General features: G+C 35.1%; 17 protein-coding genes and 1 pseudogene. 17 read left to right on the top strand and 1 reads right to left on the bottom strand.

From position 1 onward, the window contains the following. Positions 1–141: 141 nt before the first annotated feature. The 8 genes and pseudogenes from pruA to gatB all read left to right on the top strand — a co-directional run bounded on the left by pruA (position 142) and on the right by gatB (position 8,074). Positions 142–1,689: an L-glutamate gamma-semialdehyde dehydrogenase gene (gene pruA, locus V5E38_RS19610; protein WP_248267710.1), complete on the top strand. Its 1,548-nt coding sequence runs from the start codon at positions 142–144 to the stop codon at positions 1,687–1,689. 249 nt (positions 1,690–1,938) lie between these two features. Then, a pseudogene (locus V5E38_RS19605) lies at positions 1,939–3,140 on the top strand (FtsW/RodA/SpoVE family cell cycle protein). Between the two features lie 391 nt (positions 3,141–3,531). Further along, complete coding sequence (locus tag V5E38_RS19600; RefSeq protein ID WP_499211236.1) at positions 3,532–3,669, top strand: hypothetical protein; 138 nt, start codon at positions 3,532–3,534, stop codon at positions 3,667–3,669. Between the two features lie 28 nt (positions 3,670–3,697). Next, the gene (locus V5E38_RS19595; protein ID WP_499213611.1) at positions 3,698–3,922 is read left to right on the top strand and encodes a YndA family protein; all 225 of its coding nucleotides are present in this window, start codon (positions 3,698–3,700) and stop codon (positions 3,920–3,922) included. 134 nt (positions 3,923–4,056) lie between these two features. Then, positions 4,057–4,581 carry a deoxycytidylate deaminase gene (locus tag V5E38_RS19590; protein WP_056474707.1) on the top strand — a complete coding sequence of 175 codons (525 nt, stop codon included), beginning with the start codon at positions 4,057–4,059 and terminating at the stop codon, positions 4,579–4,581. Between the two features lie 287 nt (positions 4,582–4,868). Continuing rightward, entirely contained in the window at positions 4,869–5,159 is a 291-nt protein-coding gene (gene gatC / locus V5E38_RS19585; RefSeq protein ID WP_069032659.1) for an Asp-tRNA(Asn)/Glu-tRNA(Gln) amidotransferase subunit GatC, read from the top strand. A gap of 14 nt (positions 5,160–5,173) precedes the next feature. Beyond that, positions 5,174–6,628, top strand: a complete 1,455-nt coding sequence (gatA, locus tag V5E38_RS19580) for an Asp-tRNA(Asn)/Glu-tRNA(Gln) amidotransferase subunit GatA (RefSeq protein WP_069032660.1) — start codon at positions 5,174–5,176, stop codon at positions 6,626–6,628. A 15-nt stretch (positions 6,629–6,643) separates the two neighbouring features. Beyond that, positions 6,644–8,074 carry an Asp-tRNA(Asn)/Glu-tRNA(Gln) amidotransferase subunit GatB gene (gatB, locus tag V5E38_RS19575; protein WP_499211235.1) on the top strand — a complete coding sequence of 477 codons (1,431 nt, stop codon included), beginning with the start codon at positions 6,644–6,646 and terminating at the stop codon, positions 8,072–8,074. Between the two features lie 61 nt (positions 8,075–8,135). On the opposite strand, the gene V5E38_RS19570 is transcribed toward gatB, so the two are convergent. After that, positions 8,136–8,603 carry a formate/nitrite transporter family protein gene (locus V5E38_RS19570; protein ID WP_499211234.1) on the bottom strand — a complete coding sequence of 156 codons (468 nt, stop codon included), beginning with the start codon at positions 8,601–8,603 and terminating at the stop codon, positions 8,136–8,138. Between the two features lie 262 nt (positions 8,604–8,865). On the opposite strand from V5E38_RS19570, the gene V5E38_RS19565 reads away from it, so the two are divergent. From V5E38_RS19565 to V5E38_RS19525, 9 genes are all read left to right on the top strand, one after another. Then, positions 8,866–9,750, top strand: a complete 885-nt coding sequence (locus V5E38_RS19565; RefSeq protein WP_499211233.1) for a diacylglycerol kinase family lipid kinase — start codon at positions 8,866–8,868, stop codon at positions 9,748–9,750. A 109-nt stretch (positions 9,751–9,859) separates the two neighbouring features. Next, a complete protein-coding gene (rlmD, locus tag V5E38_RS19560) occupies positions 9,860–11,242 on the top strand; it encodes a class I SAM-dependent RNA methyltransferase family protein (protein WP_499211232.1) in 1,383 nt (460 codons plus the stop codon). Positions 11,243–11,454: 212 nt separating this feature from the next. After that, the gene (locus V5E38_RS19555; protein WP_499213610.1) at positions 11,455–12,438 is read left to right on the top strand and encodes a tRNA dihydrouridine synthase; all 984 of its coding nucleotides are present in this window, start codon (positions 11,455–11,457) and stop codon (positions 12,436–12,438) included. 351 nt (positions 12,439–12,789) lie between these two features. Then, on the top strand, positions 12,790–13,707 hold the full coding sequence (locus V5E38_RS19550; RefSeq protein ID WP_499211231.1) for an N-acetylglucosamine kinase: 918 nt from the start codon (positions 12,790–12,792) through the stop codon (positions 13,705–13,707). 33 nt (positions 13,708–13,740) lie between these two features. Beyond that, a complete protein-coding gene (locus tag V5E38_RS19545) occupies positions 13,741–14,868 on the top strand; it encodes a MupG family TIM beta-alpha barrel fold protein (RefSeq protein WP_499211230.1) in 1,128 nt (375 codons plus the stop codon). 26 nt (positions 14,869–14,894) lie between these two features. After that, positions 14,895–16,262 (top strand): nucleotidyltransferase family protein, encoded by a 1,368-nt coding sequence (locus tag V5E38_RS19540; RefSeq protein WP_499211229.1) that lies wholly within the window; start codon positions 14,895–14,897, stop codon positions 16,260–16,262. Between the two features lie 33 nt (positions 16,263–16,295). Continuing rightward, the gene (locus V5E38_RS19535; RefSeq protein WP_499211228.1) at positions 16,296–17,012 is read left to right on the top strand and encodes an SIS domain-containing protein; all 717 of its coding nucleotides are present in this window, start codon (positions 16,296–16,298) and stop codon (positions 17,010–17,012) included. 441 nt (positions 17,013–17,453) lie between these two features. Next, entirely contained in the window at positions 17,454–19,394 is a 1,941-nt protein-coding gene (locus V5E38_RS19530; protein WP_499211227.1) for a BglG family transcription antiterminator, read from the top strand. A 170-nt stretch (positions 19,395–19,564) separates the two neighbouring features. After that, positions 19,565–23,866 (top strand): InlB B-repeat-containing protein, encoded by a 4,302-nt coding sequence (locus V5E38_RS19525; protein ID WP_499211226.1) that lies wholly within the window; start codon positions 19,565–19,567, stop codon positions 23,864–23,866. Positions 23,867–23,887 lie beyond the last annotated feature (21 nt).

Below are 23,887 nucleotides of genomic sequence, written 5' to 3'. Positions count from 1 at the left end.
TTTGAAGAATATATAGGAATATTGTATTATGTAAATGTGAGTTTTTTATACAGTAGTTATTCTACTAGCAATTGACTGAAAACACTGATAGAAAAACGGTTACAGTTGTTGCTATTTTCAAACTAAAGGGGGATTTATTCAATGGTTATACCTTACAAACATGAGCCATTTACAAACTTTGGCTTAGAGGAAAATCAAGAACAATACAAACAAGGATTAGCAAAAGTTTCATCTTATTTAGGTGAAAAATATCCACTAATCATTGGTGGAGAGCGTATCTTTACTGAAGAACAGATCGTATCTGTAAATCCTTCAAATCATAAAGAAGTTATTGGTTCTGTATCTAAAGCAAGCCGTGACTTAGCTGAAAAAGCTATGCAAATTGCTGATACAACTTTTAATACATGGAAAAAAGTTAAACCTGAAGTTCGTGCTGACATCTTATTCCGTGCGGCTGCAATTATTCGTCGTCGTAAACACGAATTCTCAGCTTTATTAACTAAAGAAGCTGGTAAACCTTGGAATGAAGCAGATGCTGATACAGCTGAAGCAATTGATTTCTTAGAGTTCTATGCTCGTCAAATGTTACAATTAAAAGACGGAATTCCTGTTGAAAGCCGTCCTGGTGAATATAACCGTTTCAACTACATTCCATTAGGAGTTGGTGTTGTAATCTCTCCTTGGAACTTCCCATTTGCAATCATGGCTGGAACAACTGTAGCAGCTGTAGTAACAGGTAACACTGTTCTATTAAAACCAGCAAGTACTACTCCAGTAGTTGCTTACAAATTCTTAGAAGTATTAGAAGAAGCTGGATTACCTGCAGGAGTAGTAAACTTCGTACCAGGTAGTGGTGCTGAAGTAGGAGATTACTTAGTTGATCACCCACGCACTCGTTTCATCAGCTTTACTGGTTCTAAAGAAGTAGGTATCCGTATTTATGAGCGCGCTGCAAAAGTAAACCCAGGTCAAATCTGGTTAAAACGTGTAATCGCTGAAATGGGCGGTAAAGACACAATGGTAGTTGATAAAGAAGCTGATTTAGAATTAGCTGCTAAATCAATCGTTTCTTCTGCATTCGGATTCTCTGGTCAAAAATGTTCAGCATGTTCTCGTGCAGTAATTCACCAAGATGTGTATGATCAAGTTCTTGCTCGTGCAATCGAATTAACAAACGAATTAACTGTTGGAAACCCAGAAGATCGTTCAACTTACATGGGTCCAGTTAATGACCAAGCTGCTTTCAATAAAGTAATGAGCTACGTACAAATCGGACGTGAAGAAGGCCGTGTAGTAACAGGTGGAGAAGGAGACGATTCTACTGGTTGGTTCATCAAACCAACTATCGTTGCTGACGTTGCTGAAGATGCTCGTTTAATGAAAGAAGAAATCTTTGGACCAGTTGTAGCATTCTGCAAAGCTAAAGACTTTGATCACGCTTTAGAAATTGCTAACAACACTGAATACGGTTTAACAGGTGCTGTAATCTCTAACAACCGTGCAAACATCGAAAAAGCACGTGAAGACTTCCACGCTGGTAACTTATACTTCAACCGTGGATGTACTGGTGCAATCGTTGGTTACCAACCATTTGGTGGATTTAACATGTCAGGTACTGACTCAAAAGCAGGCGGACCAGACTACCTAGTTCTTCACATGCAAGGTAAAACAACTTCAGAAATGCTTTAATAAATAGAGTAAAGGTTTGTTTTATAAACATCCTTTAATAGAAAAAACCCCACGAAGAAATTAATTCTTTGTGGGGTTTTCTTTGTATTACATTTCATTTCTTATTTATCATCAAAAGATAAAAATTACTTTTGTCTATAGTATGTCTAAAAATAGAACGTTTTTCGAAACATCAGCTTGTTCCGTAGTAAATGGAATCAAGCAATTAGTATAATGGTTAAAAGAAATGAATGTTAGAGGACTTTGAGTATGAATCCTAAAAAAGATCTTATTAAATCCTACGACTTTATAATGCTAATTTTAATGTTTTGTTTAATGTTTACTAGTATAATTACGATCTATTCGGCTAGTAAAAGTGGTCAGTATCAGGGAAGTTTTGTAGTAAGGCAAAGTATTTTTTATTTCATTGCACTTACAGTATCTCTATTAGTTGCGAAAATTGATCTTAATCGAATCAAAAGGGTAAACTGGATTATTTATGGAACAAGTATTGTATTTTTAATTGTTTTAATATTTGCTCCTGAAAGTATTGCAAGACCAGTTAACGGGGCAAAAGCATGGTTTCAGCTACCGTTTATTGGTTCATTTCAACCTTCAGAATTTATGAAGATAAGTTTGCTTATAAGTATTAGTGCGTTGGTAGATAAACATAATAAGATATTTAAAATAAACAATGTAAAAACGGATTTAATATTGTTATGTAAAATTCTACTTATTTCGTTGCCACCTTCTTTAATTGTTCTTAAACAACCCGACACTGGAATGACTATGATTTTTCTAGTCATTATTTTCTCCATCATATTGTGTTCTAAGATTAAAACATCAATTGTGTTATTTTTAATATCAATTCCTACACTTATGATATCTACTCTTTTAGTTATGTTAACTAAATTTCCGAATTACTTTGAAGTAAGAATATTATCTTTATTAATGCCTCATCAGAGAAGTAGAATTGAAGGCTGGTTAAATCCATTTGAGCATAGTGATGCTGGATTTCAAACAAAACAGGGCTTACTTGCAATTGGTACTGGCCAACCTTCTGGAAAAGGATACTTAAATGGAGTTGTCTACATCCCAGAAGAACATACTGATTTTATTTTTGCCAATATAGGTGAAGAGTTTGGATTTGTTGGAGGTGCTTATGCATAGCTTTGTTTTTTCTATTGCTAAGTAGAATAGTGAGTATTTCTTTAGATGCATTGAAAAATGCCAATAATTTGTTTGGAACTTTGATTTGTGTAGGTACGGTATCGGTATTAGCTTTTCAAATCTTTCAAAATATAGGAATGACAATAGGTTTGCTACCTGTAACAGGTATTACGCTACCATTTTTAAGTTATGGTGGGAGTTCACTGTTATCAAATATGATCTTAATAGGATTAACACAATCAGTTAGGAATTCTTATAATGGATACATATTCCATAGTTTGTCGGGAGGGAAGTATGGATAACAAAATATTTGAAAAGAGAATGAGAGTTTTCCTATACATAGCCATTGTTTATTCTCGATTATAATTTTAAAACTTTTGTATACGATTATAACTCTAAATTAATAGCTAATAAAATGTCACTATAATTTGGATTAACTATCCTTTTTTATTGCCACAAATAAATAGGTGATATTATTAAAAACCTCTTTTTTCTTGAATGAACAGAGAAAAATAGGAAGTATTAAGTTCCAAGAAACAGGTAATAGCTGAATTTTTTCTATATATGAACAATTTATTGTGTAAACATTCACAAATATATTGATATGTGCTCAATAATTAGTTGTTAGAAAATTATAATCTAGTGGTATTAACATTGATTGTTAAAATTTACTGAATTAGGATAGCGTTAAAAATGGGACTAAAAAAAGATAATTATACACATTCAACTGTAGCTGTTCCTTTAGTAGCCGGTATTTGGGATTATAAAGGTGCTAATCCTAGTATTTATGTAGATAGCACTAAAGCTTGGAGATTTCCATCAATCATCTAAATCAGGTGGAGGAGATTTTTAAGTAAGAATTAATAGTAATTCAACAGGTGGAAAATTACAGGTAACTCTCAGAGAGTCCGATGGTGGCACATCACAAATTGTAGGAGCACCAACTGAAATATCCTCAGATGGGAAAATACTTACATGGAGGAATTTAAATAGATATTTAGATGGTGGGAACGGTGCTGAATTTTATATCACAGTAAAATTTTCTAGTGGTAAAGGTTATGTAACAGCTGCATACTATGATTGATAAAATACCTTGAAGGGCGTAAGTAAATTTACGCTCTTTTTGTTATGCTCAATACTTTACTTCTAACTCAACCTTCCCCATATTATTATGCTATAATTTTAAATAAATAATAGTGAACAGAGAGAAGGGATACCATGCAAATTTTACAGAGAATAATTCAATTAGTAGATTCAATTCCTTTAGGAACTCGCGATGATTGGGACTCTTATTTTTTAGGACAGGCATTTATAACTTCTCTTCGTTCAACTTGCGGAAGTAGAAGGGTTGGAGCAGTTATTGTAAGTGATAATAGAATAATTGCTTCTGGGTATAATGGATACCCGAAAGGTGCTAAGCATTGTATTGATGGAGGATGTCCACGCTTTGCTGCTCGCCAGGAAGGGTTATTAGATAGTGGCAAATACTCAGATCAGTATCCTTGTGATGCTTTCCATGCTGAAGAAAATGCGATTTATCAATTAGTACAATCAGGGATTCAAAAAACGAAAGGTGATAATTGGACAATTTATTGTACAACTGCACCGTGTCGAGCTTGTGCGAAAATGATAAATGGAGCGGGGATTACTAGAGTTGTATATAATGTAGGCTATCCGGATGATTATTCAATTGAGTATTTTAAAAAATATGGAATTGAACTAACAAGAATCCCTACCGAATAAACTTTAGTCCATATTTAAACAAACGTTTGATTAATTTTATATGTAAGAATTTTAGGACAGACTGTTTGAAAGCGAATTTCTTTCGAGGTTCATCTAACCTAAAGAGGAGCGGAGTTATCCTATACGATAATGAGCTTCTGTTAGGTGAAGTAAAGAAGAAAGAGAGCGTTTGACGGACAGTCTGTAATTATTTTACTTGTATTTAAGTGGAATGTTGCCCGACACATGGGAAATTTGGTATTATCAGTATATTGTATGTTGTGCGAATAATATGGAGGTGCATATAAATGTCAAAAATTACAATGGAGCAAGTTAAGCACGTTGCTCATTTAGCGCGTTTAGCGGTGACAGAGGAAGAAGCAGAGAAGTTTTCAAAACAACTTGGAGCAATTTTAGATTTTGCTGAGCAGTTAGGTGAACTTGATACAACAAATGTGAAACCAACTACACATGTCCTAAAAATGCGTAATGTTTTACGTAAAGATGAGCCAGGTAAAGGTTTACCAATTGAAGAGGTACTGAAAAATGCACCAGACCACAAAGATGGACAAGTTAAAGTACCGTCAATATTGGATTAAGGGGGGGAATTAGAATGTCATTATTTGAATATACAGTTTCAGAATTACATAGCAAATTAAAATCAAAAGAGATTAAAGTAGAAGAATTAGTAAATGAATCTTATGAGCGAATCTCAGCAGTTGATGGTGAAGTAAAATCATTTTTAACTTTAAATGAAGAGCAAGCGCGTCTACAAGCAAAAGCACTTGATGAAAAGCCTTGGGATGAGTCTCGTGGAATTCTTGCTGGTATGCCTATTGGTGTAAAAGATAATATCGTTACAAAGGGTCTTCGTACTACTTGTGCGAGTAAAATTCTTGAGAACTTCAATCCAATTTATGATGCGACAGTTGTTACGAAATTAGCACAAGCTGAAAGCATTACGATCGGAAAATTAAATATGGATGAATTTGCAATGGGTTCATCTAATGAAAATTCTGCGTTCGGTGGTACTCGTAATCCATGGAATACTGAATACGTACCAGGCGGAAGTAGTGGTGGGTCTGCAGCTTCAGTTGCTGCTGGAGAAGTATTATTCTCTTTAGGTTCTGATACAGGTGGATCAATCCGTCAACCAGCTTCATTTTGTGGAGTTGTTGGTTTAAAACCTACATATGGTCGTGTATCTCGTTCTGGTTTAGTAGCATTTGCTTCTTCTCTAGACCAAATTGGTCCAATAACTAGAAATGTAGAAGATAATGCATTGTTATTACAAGCAATTTCAGGATTAGATGCAAGTGACTCAACTTCAGCAAATGTAGAAGTTCCTTCATTTGCTAAGGCGTTAACAGGTGATGTAAAAGGTCTTCGTATCGCTGTACCTAAAGAATATTTAGGTGAAGGTGTTGGTGAAGAAGCTCGTGCATCTGTTATGGCTGCTTTAAATTTATTGGAAAGCTTAGGCGCTACTTGGGAAGAGGTTTCATTACCACATTCTAAATATGCATTAGCTACATATTATTTAATTTCATCATCTGAAGCATCTGCTAACTTAGCTCGTTTCGATGGTATTCGATACGGTCATCGTGCAGCTGATGTAGAAAACTTAATTGATCTTTATAAGAAAACTAGAGCTGAAGGCTTTGGAGACGAAGTAAAACGCCGTATCATGTTAGGTACTTATGCATTAAGTTCTGGTTACTATGATGCTTACTATAAAAAAGCTCAACAAGTACGTACATTAATAAAAGAAGATTTCGAGAAAGTATTTGAAAACTACGATGTTATTATTGGACCAACTACACCAACTCCTGCATTTAAAGTAGGCGAAAAAGTAAGTGATCCAATGACAATGTACGCAAATGATATTTTAACGATTCCTATTAACTTAGCGGGAGTACCTGCGATTTCTGTTCCTTGTGGTTTCCATAATGGTCTTCCATTAGGATTACAAATTATCGGTAAACATTTTGATGAGTCTACAATTTACAGAGTTGCCCATGCATACGAGCAAGCAACTGACTTTACAAAACAAAGACCACAACTATAAGGAGGCGCGGGAAAGATGAATTTTGAAACGATAATCGGTTTAGAAGTACACGTAGAATTAAAAACAAAATCAAAAATCTTCTCACCAAGCCCTAATGCGTTTGGTGCAGAACCAAATACAAACACTGGTGTAATTGATTTAGGTTATCCAGGTGTGTTACCAGTATTAAATGAAGAAGCTGTAAACTTTGGTATGAGAGCAGCAATGGCATTAAATTGTGAAATTGCAACTGAGACAAAGTTTGACCGTAAAAACTATTTCTATCCTGATAATCCAAAAGCTTACCAAATCTCTCAATTTGATAAGCCGATTGGTGAAAATGGATGGATTGAAATCGAAGTTGGTGGCAAAAAGAAACGTATCGGTATTACTCGCGTTCACTTAGAAGAGGATGCTGGAAAGTTAAATCATACAGATGAAGGATATTCATTAGTAGACTTTAACCGTCAAGGAACTCCATTAATTGAAATCGTTTCTGAGCCGGATATGAGAACTCCTGAAGAGGCTTATGCATATTTAGAAAAACTTAAGTCAATTATTCAATTCAGTGGGGTATCTGATGTAAAAATGGAAGAAGGCTCACTTCGTTGTGATGCGAATATTTCTTTACGTCCATTTGGACAAGAGGAATTTGGTACAAAAGCAGAATTAAAGAACTTAAACTCATTTGCTTTCGTTCAAAAAGGATTAGAGCATGAGCAAGTTCGCCAAGAAAAAGTTTTATTATCTGGCGGAGTAATCCAACAAGAAACACGTCGTTACGATGAAGCTACAAAGACTACAATCTTAATGCGTGTAAAAGAAGGATCGGATGATTACCGTTACTTCCCAGAACCAGACTTAGTTGAACTATACATTGATGATGAGTGGAAAGAACGTGTTCGCCAAAGTATTCCGGAGCTTCCAGATGCCCGTCAAAAACGCTATGTTGAGCAATTAGGTTTACCGGCATATGATGCAATGGTATTAACTTTAACAAAAGAAATGTCTGATTTCTTCGATGACACTGTAAACAATGGTGCAGATGCAAAATTAGCATCTAACTGGTTAATGGGTGAAGTTTCGGCATACTTAAATAAATCACAAAAAGAACTGCATGAAGTTGCTTTAACGCCTGAAAACTTATCAAGTATGCTTAAGTTAATTACAGACGGTACAATCTCTTCTAAGATTGCGAAAAAAGTATTCACTGAGTTAATCGAAAACGGCGGAGACGCAAATGAAATTGTAAAAGCGAAAGGTTTAGTACAATTATCTGATGAAGGCGCTCTTCGTAAAATCGTTATTGAAACTCTTGATGCTAACCCACAATCTATTGAAGACTTTAAAAATGGTAAGGACCGTGCTATTGGTTTCCTTGTTGGTCAAATGATGAAAGCGACTAAAGGCCAAGCGAATCCACCACTATTAAATAAGATCTTAATGGAAGAAATTCAAAAAAGATAAGGTTTTTCAATACAAAAAACTACGGGCTATAAGCTCCGTAGTTTTTTTGTACTGTTTAGAGTCAAAATGACTCAATAATATGGTTGGCTTGTTGGTGCATACAAAAGGATATCCACTTTACTGTTGGGTCATTATACAATCCTGTTATATGTATTAATAAAGAAAAACAACCAGCACCTAGTATATTTCCTATGTAAGTTATAAGCCATAAATGCAACACCTCTGGCCAATTCATCTTTCCTCTAATTGCAGTATAGGCAAAATAAAATATGTTTCCTATAAATAGATCAGCACCACCATATGCAATTAGAAGAATGGCGACAGTAATTGTTATAGCAGCCATTGGGTAGGCAAATGGTGTATACGCAGCATGAAAGAAATGACCTGATTTAAATGCTACTATAACTCCGAAGCCTAAAAACATACTAGCCATTATTGCTCTTAATAAAAAACGCAAAACACTATCTCGGTAAATTTTTAACTTTTTTAGAGCAAAATACTCTACATTCACGAACGGTTTGTTTTCCATCTGATTATCAATCCTTAATTCTACTTTAATGTATTTATCATCAATATGTACTATAATAATTAAGTTGTTCAAAACGATAGAAAAATATAGCAAAGAATCGAATGTAATCTAAATTTAATATAATATAATATTGCTTTTCAATATGGGTTTGAACATGCCTTAGAAAGGTAAAAATAGATAAGTAAATGGAAAAAGTTTACTACAAAAACTTTTTAGGTTAGGATATAAGTTAGAGAACTTAAATAAATAAGTAGGATGGTTAATGATGAAACGTGCAAGAATTATCTACAACCCTACTTCTGGTCGTGAAATTTTTAAGAAAAAGCTTCCCGATGTGTTGCAATTGTTCGAGCAAGCGGGTTATGAAACCTCTTGTCATGCAACAACCGGTGCAGGTGATGCGACAATCGCAGCAAGAGAGGCATGTGAACGAAAATTTGATTTAGTTGTAGCTTGCGGTGGAGATGGAACACTTAATGAAGTCATTAGTGGTATGTCAGAACAAGAATATCGACCAAAGTTAGGATTAATCCCGGTTGGGACAACAAATGATTTTGCTAGAGCAATTGGTGTGAATGTTTCAATTATGGAAGCGGCTGAAGTCATAACAAATGGGCAAACTGTACCCCTTGATATTGGAAGAGTTGATGATAAATATTTTGTAAATATTTTAGCTGCCGGTAAAATTACAGAATTAACATATGAAGTTCCTAGCAAACTAAAAACAATGTTAGGACAACTAGCATATTATTTAAAAGGTATTGAAATGTTACCAAGGGTTAAGCCTACTCGATTAAAAATTGAGTACGATGGAAAAGTCTTTGATGAAGAAGCGTATTTGTTCTTATTATCGAACACAAATTCAGTTGGCGGATTTGAAAAAATTGCACCAGAGGCAAGTATTAATGATGGACAATTTGATTTATTAGTCTTAAAGAAATCAAATATAGCCGAAATCATCAGAGTATGTGCCCAGCTATTAAGTGGTCAGCATGTACAAAATGAATATGTTCTTTATACTAGAGCGAGCCATTTGAAAATTATGTCTGATGATAAACTACTATTAAATATTGATGGTGAGTATGGTGGAGAAACACCATGTACTGTCGATATGCTTTACAACCACCTAGAAATCTATGTACCATAATAAGTGAAATAGTAGTAAATACTAGAAAAAGTAACCACGGTAGTTAACGTGGTTATTTATTTTGTATAATGAAATGGTTTAATAAAAGGTTGAAAGGTAGGTAAGGGACTTGTCGAAAAGAGTGTTACCTGTAGAAAAGAATCAATTTATAGATGTTGAATTTATCGATTTAACTCATGAGGGACATGGGGTTGCAAAGGTAGAAGGATATCCGATCTTTGTACCAAATGCACTTCCAGGTGAAAAAGCACAAATTAAGGTGCTAAAAACAAGCAAAGGCTTTGGGTTCGGTAAAATTATAGAATTCCAAAAAGAAAGTGATGTACGAGTTGAACCGATTTGTTCAATTTACAATCAATGTGGTGGTTGTCAAACTCAACATATGAGCTATGAAGGCCAACTTGAGGCGAAACATAAACAAGTAGTAGAAGTTGTAAAACGAATTGGGAAACTTGATGACGTAGTAATCCATCCAGTGTTAGGAATGGAAAATCCATGGAGTTACCGTAACAAAGCACAAGTTCCAGTAGGGGAACTAGAAGGTGGACTAGTTGTTGGTTTCTATCAAAAGAGAAGCCATGAAATTATTCCAATGAATGAATGCTACATTCAAGGAAAAGAAAATGATGAAATGATACAAGCTGTAAAAGACCTTTGTGAGGAATTAAAAATTGAGCCATATGATGAAGTTGGCCACAAAGGACTATTGCGTCATATTATGGCACGCTATGGATACTATACAAATGAATCAATGCTAGTTCTTGTTACAAATAAAAAGAACTTTGCTCAAAAAGACGAATTAATAGCTAGAATTGTTGAGAAATATCCAACAATTACAAGCATTATTCAAAACGTAAATAATGAAAAAACAAATGTGATTCTTGGAAATCAAACAATTATATTATACGGAAGTGAAACAATTAAAGATAAAATTGGTGATATTACTTTCGAAATTTCAGCTCGATCATTTTATCAAGTAAATCCTACACAAACTAAGGTTTTATATGATAAAACACTTGAGTATACAAACTTAAATGGTAGTGAAACAGTTATTGATGCATACTGTGGAATCGGATCAATCTCCTTATTTTTAGCTCAAAAGGCCAAAAAGGTTTATGGTGTAGAAATTGTACCAGAAGCGATTGAAGATGCGAAACGAAATGCAAGGATTAATGAGATAACAAATGTTGAATTTGAAGTAGGGAAAGCTGAAGAAGTTATACCTAATTGGTACAAGCAAGGAATTACAGCTGAAGTATTAGTTGTAGACCCTCCAAGAAAAGGTTGTGACGAGGCTTTATTAAATACAATCATTGATATGAAACCAAGCAAAGTAGTTTACGTATCATGTAATCCTGCTACATTAGCAAGAGATTTACGAGTACTTGAAGACGGTGGTTATAAAACAGTAGAAATACAGCCAGTGGATATGTTCCCACATACTAGTCACGTAGAAGCTGTCGCGAAATTAGTACTTAAGGAAGGGAACTGACACTAAGTGTATTGAACCCAGCGTACTTCTAAAGTTTTTCAGTTTTTTTTAGCGAAACCCTTATTAACTAAGAACACTGGCTGGATTGCTATTTGATGGCGTGGAAATAATAAGGGAATGACGATACAAGTGCAAGCAAGTATATCTTGCTTTTTAATTTTGGGATATGAGATTAGACTGTAATCCCATAATGAGAGGATTTGAAAATGGAAATGAAAGATAATTTTTGGCGTGATTTACCGCGACCATTTTTTATACTAGCACCAATGGAAGAAGTGACGGATGTTGTTTTTCGCCACGTTGTAAGTGAAGCAGCCAGACCAGATGTGTTTTTCACAGAGTTTACAAACAGTGAGAGTTATTGTCACCCAGAAGGAAACAAAAGTGTGCGTGGACGATTGGCTTTTACAAAGGATGAACAGCCGATGGTAGCTCATATATGGGGTGATAAGCCCGAATTCTTCCGACAAATGAGTATTGGTATGGCAGAACTTGGATTTAAAGGTGTGGATATTAATATGGGCTGTCCTGTACCTAATGTGGCAGGGCACGGAAAGGGAAGCGGTCTGATTCGCCGTCCAGAAGTCGCAGCAGAACTAATACAAGCAGCAAAAGCAGGAGGATTACCTGTAAGTGTGAAGACAAGGCTTGGTTTCTCTGAGGTAGACGAATGGCGTGACTGGCTAACTCACATTTTGAAACAAGACATTGCCAATCTGTCGATCCATCTTCGTACAAGAGATGAAATGAGCAAAGTGGATGCACATTGGGAATTAATACCGGAGATAAAGAAACTTCGTGATGAAGTGGCACCTGATACACTCTTAACGATCAATGGGGATATCACTGACCGTCAAATTGGCTTAAAGCTAGCTCATCAATACGGTATTGATGGGATTATGATTGGCCGCGGTATTTTCCATAATCCGTTTGCTTTTGAAAAGGAGCCGAAAGAACATAGCAGTAAGGAACTACTTGATCTCTTAAGATTGCATATGGATCTCCATGATAAATATTCATATTTAGAGCTGCGTTCGTTTAAGGCTCTTCATCGCTTTTTTAAGATATATGTACGTGGGTTTAGAGGGGCAAGTGAATTAAGAAATCAATTAATGAATACATCATCAACAGATGAAGTACGTGCAATGCTTGATAATTTTGAGTCAAAGAATCTTGATGGAATATTGGAACTGTAAAAGTGTCAGCCCTTGTGTTGTCAATTACAGTCTGCACATATAAATACAATTAAAAAGTACTCTCTAGAGTAGACAATTAAAAAGTCTAACTATAGGGTACTTTTTTTGTTTTCATTTACAATCTAGAACTTTGACGAGTTGTTAACATTGAATAAGTGGTTTTTTTCCTTTACATGAAGAAAATATCCACCTAGTAAATGAGAAATGTTTACTTTACAATAAATGCAACTATACATTCATAACAAATTTGAAAATTAAAATGAAATAAGATAAGAAAAAGAATAAAGCTATATGTATAAGTAGATTGATACGATAACTTATTAGCTTAACGAAAGGGCGGATCAACACATAATGAATAGATTGATAATCGGAATGGATGGCGGAGGAACGAAAACGAGAGTTATGGTCAAAGAACGTCTGGATGGAGATACGTTATTTGATCAAAATTTTGCAATGTCAAATTATAACAACATCGGTGTAGAAGGGCTTAGACCAGTATTTAGTGAAATATATGAATCGCTTGTTTCTTATTTTGGAGAGCGTTTACAAAATGCGATTCTGGTTCTAGGCTCTGCAGGAGTAGATCGACCGAAAGATATTGATATTTATTTGAATGCTTTAAAAGAAAGTGGTTTTACTTGCCAGCTAGAAGTAGTAAACGATGCAGAAATTGCTCTTGTAGGTGGGAACGGAGATCGAAAAGATGCTTTGATGATTGCTGGAACAGGCTCCATTGTTATGGGAGTAGATTCAAAAGGAAATACAATACGCTCAGGCGGATGGGGCGGATTAATAAGTGATGAGGGTGGCGGTTTCCAAATCGGTATACATGCAATAACGGCTGTTATGAATGAGTATGACAAAGTAATTGCTCCTACTTCATTTACCGAAAAATTGCTCGCTCATTTTAAGTTAAATTCTCCAGAAGATTTTATGGATTTATTATACTTGGAAGAGACAATTCCTGTAGATAAGGTAGCTTCATGTACGCCAGTCGTTTTAGAAGCATGGGTAAAAGGTGACGAAGCTGCTCGTACAATTGTTGAAGGAGAACTAGATAAGTTGGTTCGTTTAGTCATCGGAATCAGCCGACAAATGGGTTCAATTAATTTCCGCCTATCTGTGGCAGGAAGTTTGTTGACGAAATCAGCTAAGTATTTCGATACGCTAAAAGAGAAGTTAAGTGTGGCTTTACCACAAGTTGAACTATCTGCACCTCTTTATGATCCAGTTTTCGGTGCCATCATTATTGGTGAGAAATACAAGTAATTCAAAATAAAATTAAAGGAATGGCGATCGAATATGCGTGAAATAGGAATTAGTGTGTATCCCAACTTTTATCCTTTAGATCAAATCAAAGATTATTTAGAGAAGGCTAAATTATTAGGCTTTAAAAAGGTATTTGTTTCGCTGATTTTAAATAATCATGGTTTTGAAGGTGCAATTAATGTAAATGCAGACACTTGGAATGAATTATTTAGTTATTGCAGGGAATTTAATATGACTGTGTCAGCTGATATGAATGATGAAGTTTTCAGTGAGTTGGGTTGTACATTAACCGACCTTACAGCATTACAGAATATGGGCATCACAAGGCTCCGCATCGATGGAGGGTTTACGAGTGAAGAAGTTGCGCTCCTTTCAAAAAATAAACAGGGAATTCTAATAGAAGTAAATGCTTCAATGTCTTCTTCTAATAATCAAAATGGTAACGCTTTACGCGAATGCCGTGAGTTTTTAGAAACAATAGAAAGAGAAGGAAATATCGGACAACTTACAGCTTGTCATAATTTTTTTCCTTTACCAGATACAGCATTGTCTTTAGAAGACATACGCTCAATTAACAATATGTTTGCTTTATTCGGTGTGCCAGTTGGAGGATTTGTTGCTTCGCAGCTTTCGCCTAAAGATTTACACAATTTAGGTCATGGAGTTTGTACAATTGAAAAACACCGCTTTTTGCCTAGCCATATTGCCATGCAAGAGTTATTTGCAAATGGTTTTAATGATGTGTTAATTGGTGATTCATTTGCGGATTTTTCAGAGCTTGACGAAATGGCTAGATGTTACAAACAAGATTATATAGAAATTCCAGTTGTTTTTAATCAATATGTTCCCGAACAGACAAAGGTGAAAATTAGTGAGCAGGTTCTTATTTCAAGAGTAGATCAACCAGCAAATCTTATTCGTGCAACTGATACTAGGGGAATGGAAGTACCTCATTGCTATTGTGCTCCAAGGGAGAAATATACAGTTTCTATTTTAAATAATCGAAGTGCACAATATGAGGGAGAGGTACAAATTTCATTAAAAGATTTAGGGCATTCCGTTGAACATAATGTCATTGGATTTGTTCATCCTTTTGCATACGAATTAATGCCTTATCTTTTAGCAGGCAAAAATAAGTTTCGATTAGTTGAATATATTTAAAAAAATTTTATAGTCGAGGTATTAGAATGGTAAAAAGTGCAGTAATTCTTGCGGCTGGCAAAGGGAGCAAAATGAATCCTTTCAACTCAGTTCGCTCCAAAACAGCAATAAAAATCGCTGGTAAACCATTAATACGTTATAATATTGAATCCATTTTAGCAGTGGGAATAGAAGAGATAGTTGTTGTCGTTAATGAGGAACATCAAAGAGAAATTGAGAATCTTCTATTCGATATAGATCATGTTAAATTTGTTGTTGATCAATCAAATTTAGGAAGTGCAGAAAGTTTAATAAAGGGAGTTGAGAAACTTTCAAGTACTAAGGAGTTTCTAGTTCTTTACGGTGATACGATTATCGAACAAAAGGATTTAGAGCAATTAGCTAATTCGAACAAACCTACTGTTTTGTTGAAAAAATTAGAAGAGTCATCAAGGAATTGGATTGGTGCGAGTGTAAAGAATGGATTTGTTCAGTCAATCGGTGCTCACTACCGTGGTGACAGTATTACCCATCAATTCGCAGGATTTCTTTTTGACGAGTCATTACTAGATGAATTGAAAAGAACGCCCGATTATTTTCCGAATGTAAAAGTAGGAGTCGGTGTTCCGAAAGAACGATACATCGAAGCTGCCCTTCTAAAATCACTTGAGAAAACAAAATTACAAGCGATTGAGTGTAATGGCTATTTCTTTGATATCGATAAGCCTTGGCATATGTTAGAAGCGAATGAATATATGGTGAATCATTTTTGTAATGCAATAAAAGTGAACGAACTAGCAGAAGGTGCGACGATTTCAGAAAATGCAACTATTCATGGTCACGTAAAGCTTGGTAAGAATTCCTCAATTGGTGATCGAGTTGTCATTCACGGTAACCTAATTGTAGGTGATCATACAACCATAGATAATGGTGCGATTTTCAATGGCAATGCAGTTATTGGCGATCATACGGCCATACGTAATTATTGTATGATTTATGATGGAGTTTCAATTGGATCGCATTGTATATTCGATCATTGTGCAGAATTCCTTGGTGGAATGGTAATGGATAAGGTCTATCTTTATCACTATGGCGAGTTTTATGGTGCAATAGGTAGTCATACGGATATCGGTGCTGCAACCGTCTGTGGAACATTACGCTTTGATGACGGTGAAACTGAGCACGTTGTAAATGGACGGAAAGAAATACCGTTACATTTTTCAAATGCAGCTTATCTTGGTGATTATTGTAGAACTGGTGTGAATACGATTATTATGCCTGGATGTAAAATAGGGGCTTATAGTGTGTTGGGTGCAGGTGCAATCATTGATAAAGATATTGAGCAAAATAGTCTTGTTTTCGTAAAACAAGATCTAGTTATTAAAAAATGGAGTGAAAAGAAGTACGGTTGGTAATTTTATTAAATCGATAAAAGAAGGTATTCATTTATGGAGAATTATTTTAAGTATGTGATGGCAAATCTCGAAAAACTATATACGACACAGAATCAAAACATTGACCAAGCAGCAACATGTATTTTTGAAGCCATTCAAAATGGAGGTCGCTTCCTTGTTACTGGTTCAGGTCATTCACATATGTTTGCAGAAGAATTTTTTGTAAGAGCGGGTGGATTTGCGGAGGTCTCTCCAATTTTGCCGAATGAGTTTTTTTTACATGACCATCCATTAAAAAGTACTGTGATCGAACGAATAGAAGTTTATGCAAAGGTAATTTTTGATTTGTACAAAATAAGCTCAAAGGATATTCTTGTGATTGCTTCCAATTCGGGAAGAAATGGAATGACTGTTGAACTTGCAAAAATGACACAGGAATGCGGTGCAAAGGTAATTTCTTTTACGAATCCAAATCATCCAGAAGGCTCAAAATCAAGACATAGTAGCGGAAAATATCTTTGCGATTTTAGTGATGTAGTTATAGATAATTGCACTGGACCCGGAGATGCTGCCTTTTATGTAGAAGAAGCAAATACAGGTATGGGGGCAACTTCCACAATGGCTGGAGCATTTGTTGCTCAATCAATTTCTATATTATTAGCAAAAAAATATCATCAAGCTGGATTAAAACCACCTGTGTTTAAAAGCTCTAATGTAGATGGTGGAGATGAATGGAATAAAGAGTTGTTTGCTAAGTATTATGGTGTTTAATAATTTATTGAATATCTATTAAAAGATCTAAAAAGATTGATCTTACTTTATTGCCTCACTTTTGCGTTCCCATTTTATGGGAGTGCTTTTCGTGTTTGAGCGAATTAAAGAGTTAACCTCGTCTTACAGAATTTCTAATACGTTGTTAAGAAACGCTTAAAACAACAAAAAGACCAAATCCTTGATCCTAGTGCTTTTATGCTAAGATAAGGATTTTTTTTGTATACAAAAGAAATAAAATCGGTTGGCGTTAGTAAAATGTACCTGTATTTTGTTGTAGGGAATAGGTCGTATTATTACGATAGAACGAGTGTGACAAATGAACTAGACTTATTTGTTTTAAATTGCGAACTATTTTGGAAAAATTCAAACTGTTAAATAGATTTGATGGAAAGTAAACTTAAAATACTAGATTAGGCATCTAGGGTGGTGAGGTAATGTATGCGAAGAGACTTAATTTTGCAATATTTGTATCAAAAAGGAAAATCACTAACTTCACAGGAACTTGAATCAGAATTCGCTATTTCGAATCGTACATTGCGAAATGAATTGAAAGAATTAAACGCGATTGGAGAAAAGTCGGGATTTGTGATTCAGAAAAAACGTGGTGAGGGCTACTTACTTTATGTAGAGAACCAAGAGTTGGTTCAAACATATATGAAAGAAATAGACGGGGCATTAGCACCAGATTTACCTCGCGTTCGAGTGAATAATATTATTATGCTTTTGCTTCAAACGACGGAGTTTCAAACGATCGATATGTTTGCTGATAGTCTAATGATTAGTAGATCGACAGTTTTTACCGACATGATTGAAGTTGAAAAGCAAGTAAGGATTTTTGATTTAAAAGTAGAAACAAAATCACGTTACGGAGTTCGTTTACTTGGGGATGAAACGAATTTTAGAAGAGCGTTTTCCTACTTCCTAAGTCAAAAAGAAACAGGATTGTTAAAGAAGTCTATCTATCAAACTTTTGAAAAAGCATTTCCGTTTGCGGAAATTCGAGCTGTTTTGAGTGAAGAAGTACAGAATAATCAACTGAAATTAAGTTATTTTGCACTTGAGAATATTTTAGTGCATATCCAAGTACTCTCGTTTCGAGTAACTCAACACAACTTTATCCTGCCTAATCAAGAGAAAAAGTTAGATGTTTCTCTAATCAAGCCATCGTTTATGAATATAGCAAAGAGAATTTGTGAAATTCTTTCTGAACTATATCATGTCGTATTACCAGAGAGTGAAATTATTTATTTAGCTGCACATATAAGTGGTAAATCGAGTGTAGACGATATTGAGGAACATGAAAAAAATGACTTAAAACAAAAACTAAAGAATTGTTTAGAAAGATTAGATCAGACATTCTTAACACAGTTTTCAGGTGATCAGCAACTTTTAAATACGCTGATCATGCATATGTATCCTCTGTTAAGAAGATTATATTTCAATTTAAAGCTTACGAATCCATTGATAGATGATGTATACAGTAGGTATTCAGATGTGTTTATGATTGCTTTAAATTTTTCTGAAATGATAAAGGAAATATGGGGGTTCGAACTTTCTAGTGACGAAATGGGTTATATTACAATGCATTTAGCAGCTCACGTGGAAAGGGAGAAGCAAAAACAATTAAGTTCATACAAAAAAATTCTACTATCTTACGGATTAGGAGCAGGATCGGCCGATTTAATGAAAATGAAACTTGAGACACTGTTCCAAGGGGCAATAATTGACATCGTTTTGTATAGTGAGCTTCAATCATTAAATTTAGAAAATTACGACTTGTTAGTTTCATCTACTTCGATTCCCTTTGACAATATTTCGATTCCTTATATTCAAGTAGCACCAATACTAACTGAAACGGATGTTCAAAGAATTCGACGTACACTTACTAGATACCCGGCTAACAAAGTTAAAGAAGATGTACCAACACTTTTATCCTTATTTCATACAGATTTATTTTATATAGAAGAAAGCAAAGAGTCGTTTGACTACAAAGCTTTTATTAAAGAAAAGGCAAAAAGCGTTGTTGAACTAGGATTTGCAGCACCTAACTACCCTGCTTTAGTTGTCGACCGAGAAGAAAAAATATCGACGATACTGCAAAATGGAATTGCTGCGCCACATGCATTAAAAATGGTAGCAATTCAGGATTCAATCAGTGTGGTGATCTTTAAAAATCCGCCAACAATCGATGGAAAAGTTGTACAAATCCTATTTTTAATTAATCTTCGTGCCGGAGACTTATTTTTACACAAAGAGTTAAGTCGATTATTTTTACATTTAATGGATCACCCCGAGACGAAGCAAAAAGTATTAAAATCAAATAATTTCAACGATTTTCAATATGAAATTTCAAAAATCTTGTTTCAATATGGTTCTTAACAGTTTAGCGATCATTCTATAAACAAATTTAGTAGGATGATCGCTAATAGAAACGAATCAACTTCATGGTATCATTTGTCCTTTATAGATAATCTTGAAAGCGGTTACTCAATAAAAAAAGTTACTTCGATTAGAAAATTAATTAAAAAAATTTTTTTGGAGGAAGATAAATGAAAAGAAATAAATGGTTTTTAGGTAGAGCTTTACCGGCTTCAGTATTAGCGGCTTCAATGTTTGCAACTCCATTTAGTGGAGTTGTTGCAAAAGCAGCACCAACTATTACAACTCAATCAGTAGCGCCAATCTCAACTGGCACTAAGATTTTTATGAATACTACACAAATCACTCATGCAAAACCAAGTGGATTAGATACAACAAAGCCAATAAAATGGACAACCTCTGATCCATACGTTGTATATGTTGACACGATTGGTAACGCAAAAGGTGATTACAGTGGAAAGATTTTAGGGGTATCTGGCGGATCTGCAATCATCACAGGTACTGGAGTAGATTTAAGTGGTAATGCAGCTACTGTGAATATTACGGTTTCTGTAATTGAAACGCAGGCATCTACTAATCTTGAAAAGGTAGTTTACTATTACAATGCGGGAGATTCAAAAATTCCTGCAGCTCTTTCAACATCTAATTTGCAAACAACAAATATTCCAACTGCTCCATCAGGAACTAAATTTCCTTCAAAAAACTATGTTGGCTATGTTAATGGAGAAAATGGCGTAAAATGGTTAATTTCAAAGGATACTTTAATTAAGTCAAATGGAAACGTAAATTTTGGTGAAGAAAAAGATCATCCTGTGACAACTGGTATCGTATCTGATGCAATTACTTTATATGATCCAAACTTAGCTCCAGCTGATCAAATTCAATATTTACAAGGTGGAAGATATATTCCTCAAACTGGTGAAAATTCAGGTTCAGGAGTCGATAAAAACGGAAACCCGACACAATTTAACGCCAAAGAAGTAATTACAAACATTATGTCTGATGGAAATAATGGTCTTTGGATTCTAGGCGAAAAAGGAAATGCTACTCATATTGTAAGAAAAAAAATGTCTCTAATGGGCAAATCATTAGTTCAAGAAGAAATTTCTAGAAACTACGCAGATCGATTTGGATTCCAATCTGGTTCTATGAGTTTTGCTAATAAGGATAATATGATTAAAGCTCTTATGACTGCAGATAAAGATGCTATAAGCTCAATTTCTGATACAGATAATGATGGATTATGGACAACAATGTACGCTTCAGGTGAAATTTGGAGATACAACTATATGAAAGAAAACTTTGGTGAAAAAGATGCTAGAACAATAGATGCTAAAGCTTCTGCTGTTCGTGCTGTTGAAGCCATTGTAACGCTTGGGTATGTATCTGGAACTCAGTTAAAAGTACCTTCAAAAGACAATGTTAACGATGTTGTTTATGTTGTTAACTCACTAGGTGGCAAAGTAACGACGATTGATGAAGGTAAGAAGTGGCTTGCGGATAACGAAGGTAAACCAGTATTCGTTGATAATGAAGGAAATTATACGTTGGACACAACAGGAAAACCTGCTTCTGCTGGCTTCTTTGCTAGATCATATAAAGTAGAGGGCAGCAACAATGGTTCTACGACTGCAGAAAGCAAATCATGGGATCAAGCTTGGCTTCAAAAAAGTGCAGGAACTACGACTGATGTAAATGGAAATACAGTTAAATATTCTGTTCCAGGTAAAATCAGTGGAGGAACTGCCGGAATCAAAGCGTATGACACTGTTGCGGTACCACAACGTTTAACGAATATTGTAAAAGAGCAAAATCCTAATTTAGATGATGCAACAAAAGCTTTAGACTCAAACAAAGTCTATTATAAAGCAACTACCTCTACAGACGAATTAGTAGGTCATTACTTTACATTAGACCTAGCTTATAACACGTTTAAAGATAGTGATCCTGAATTAGCGGCTCTTGTGAAAAATGATTTAATTAATCATACAAATGCAATGGTATTAAACAACTATTATCAAGTAAGTGTTACTGGGGAGAACCCAATTGAATCACGTTTCAATGGAACAGCTCCTGGAAATGGATTAAATGCTCCTTCAGCTCCAACTAAATGGGCTAATTTAAATCCAGAATTCCTTGACGGTGTATCAAATGCATGGGGTAGAAATGACTACGAAGATGGTCCATTAAATGCAACGTTGGCATTACAAATGCTTGTAGCTGCAAGAGATATGGGCGGTTATACACCAGCTGAAAAAGCTGCACTTGAAGCACAAGGTGTTGCAGTAATTTCTCCACTTGATTTTGCAAATGAATACAAAGTAATGAATGGTGTAAAAACGTCTACAACAGCTTCAGAGCACAATGATTATGAAACAAGATATCCAAAGTCATATAACTCAACTTCATTACTTGATATGTCATTACAGTACCACTCAAGATACTTTGGTATTTCTGCTCATAACGGAGACGATATTGGTGTAAGTGGTGTATCTTACGAATCATACATGAACTATTCTGATGAAGAAGAAGCTGCACTTTCATACTACACATTATCTCACCATGCAGAGAAAATGAACGCTAAAGGGATCTTAGATGGTATGAACCAATGGTGGTTCAATGAAAAGAGAGAGAAAAATCCATTTATGTCAACTTTCTACGCAGCTTCTCTAGGTGCATTGAAAGAAAAAGGATTTAGTATCGGAAGTTCAACGGTTGACCTTGAAGGTTCAACATGGCAAATGACACGTATACCAAATAACTTCATGAACTGGGATTCTCTTTCTGCAAACAGAAATGACGTAACGCATGTGACACCTGATTTAATGGTTGATCAATTAATTCCACGTGATGAAGTGATGATGTCTAAATACAATACAAATATTTTCGGAACGATGGACCGAAGAACAATTGATTCTGGTAACAGCTTATCAATGGAATCTTCAACTGTAACATCTATGCCTTATTGGTTAACTCAAAACCCTGAGGATGCTGCATATGTAGAAGATTTAGGATCAAAAGTTACTGCGCCAGTAAATAACGGAACAGAAAGTATTAATTATCCAACAAATGTAGCAGCTATGAATCCAAATGCTAAATATAACGAAGACACACATACATTCACGATTAGTGTTGGTGACTCAGTTAAATTGGATGCTAAAACAACTGGATATACGAACAATGTAGCTTGGTTAACGAATTCTTGGGATTTAGCTGGATATAGCAATGGATTACCAACGCAAATCAATGCTGATTCAAATGTATCTCAAGTTCTTGATTTAAGAACTTTAGCAGCTTACGGTGAAGTTGGAAATGTAGATGCAGCAGGAATTAGTGTAGATGGTGTGCATTATGGTTCATACGCAACTGCTTTAAGACCTGGAACTAGTACAGTTACGGGCTATGTAATCGACGGATTCTTTAGAACACCGAAAAAAATCACATATACAATCAAAGTTGTTGATCCAATGAAGTCAGCTGAAAAAATTGCTCCAACTGAGCTTGACAAGAACGCATTTGCATACCCAACTTGGTTAAAAGATGCAATGGCTGAAAAAGGATTAAATACAGAAGGAAACAAATATGTAGATGTTAGTTACGAATCATCTTCACCAGACGATGTTGCTGTTGATGCGGATGGAAAAGTAACATACAACACTGATAAACCAGCTAACATCACTGCGACGGTTGTATATTCTGGAATGACATTGAACGGAGATCCACAATTTGCAAATGATAGTCACGTGATGACTTTTGTACGCACAGTATCTAAAGATGCAAAACAAACAGTATCATTTGATTCACAAGGTGGATCTGCAGTAGAACCGGTAACTGCAACATACAATGAAGCGATTACATCTCCAACACCAACAAAAACAGGTTATACATTCCTTGGTTGGTATAAAGATGCTTCATGTACACAAGCATGGAACTTTGCAACTGATAAAGTAACAGCATCTACTACACTTTACGCTAAATGGGGTATCGGCAAATACACAGTAATATTTAACAGTAAAGGTGGATCTAACGTAGCTTCTATAACAGGAAACTATGATTCTATCATTGCGAAACCAGCTAATCCAACGAAAAAAGGATTTGTCTTTGCTGGATGGTACAAAGATGCAGGACTTAAAACTGCATGGAACTTTGCAACAGATAAAGTAACAGCAAATACAACACTTTATGCAAAATGGTATGTTGCTAAAGCAACAGGACTAAAAGCAACAAAAGCAAGTACTACTTCAATTAAAGTAAATTGGACAGGCGTAAGTGGTGTTTCTGGTTATGAAATCGTTCTTGCTACAAAAAGCGATTTCTCTGATCAAACAACAAAAACAACAACAACTGGAACATTTACTGCAACAGGATTAGTTAAAGGTAAAACGTACTACTTTAAAGTTCGTGCTTTCACTCTTGATGGAAAAGTTAAAGTTTACGGTAGTTACACAACTGTTATTAAATTCAAACTTTAAATCTTAAATTTAAAAAAGAAA

This window comes from Rossellomorea sp. GAMAL-10_SWC (assembly GCF_049568075.1).
Lineage (GTDB): Bacteria > Bacillota > Bacilli > Bacillales > Bacillaceae_G > Gottfriedia.
This window is presented reverse-complemented; position numbering and strand designations above follow the sequence as displayed.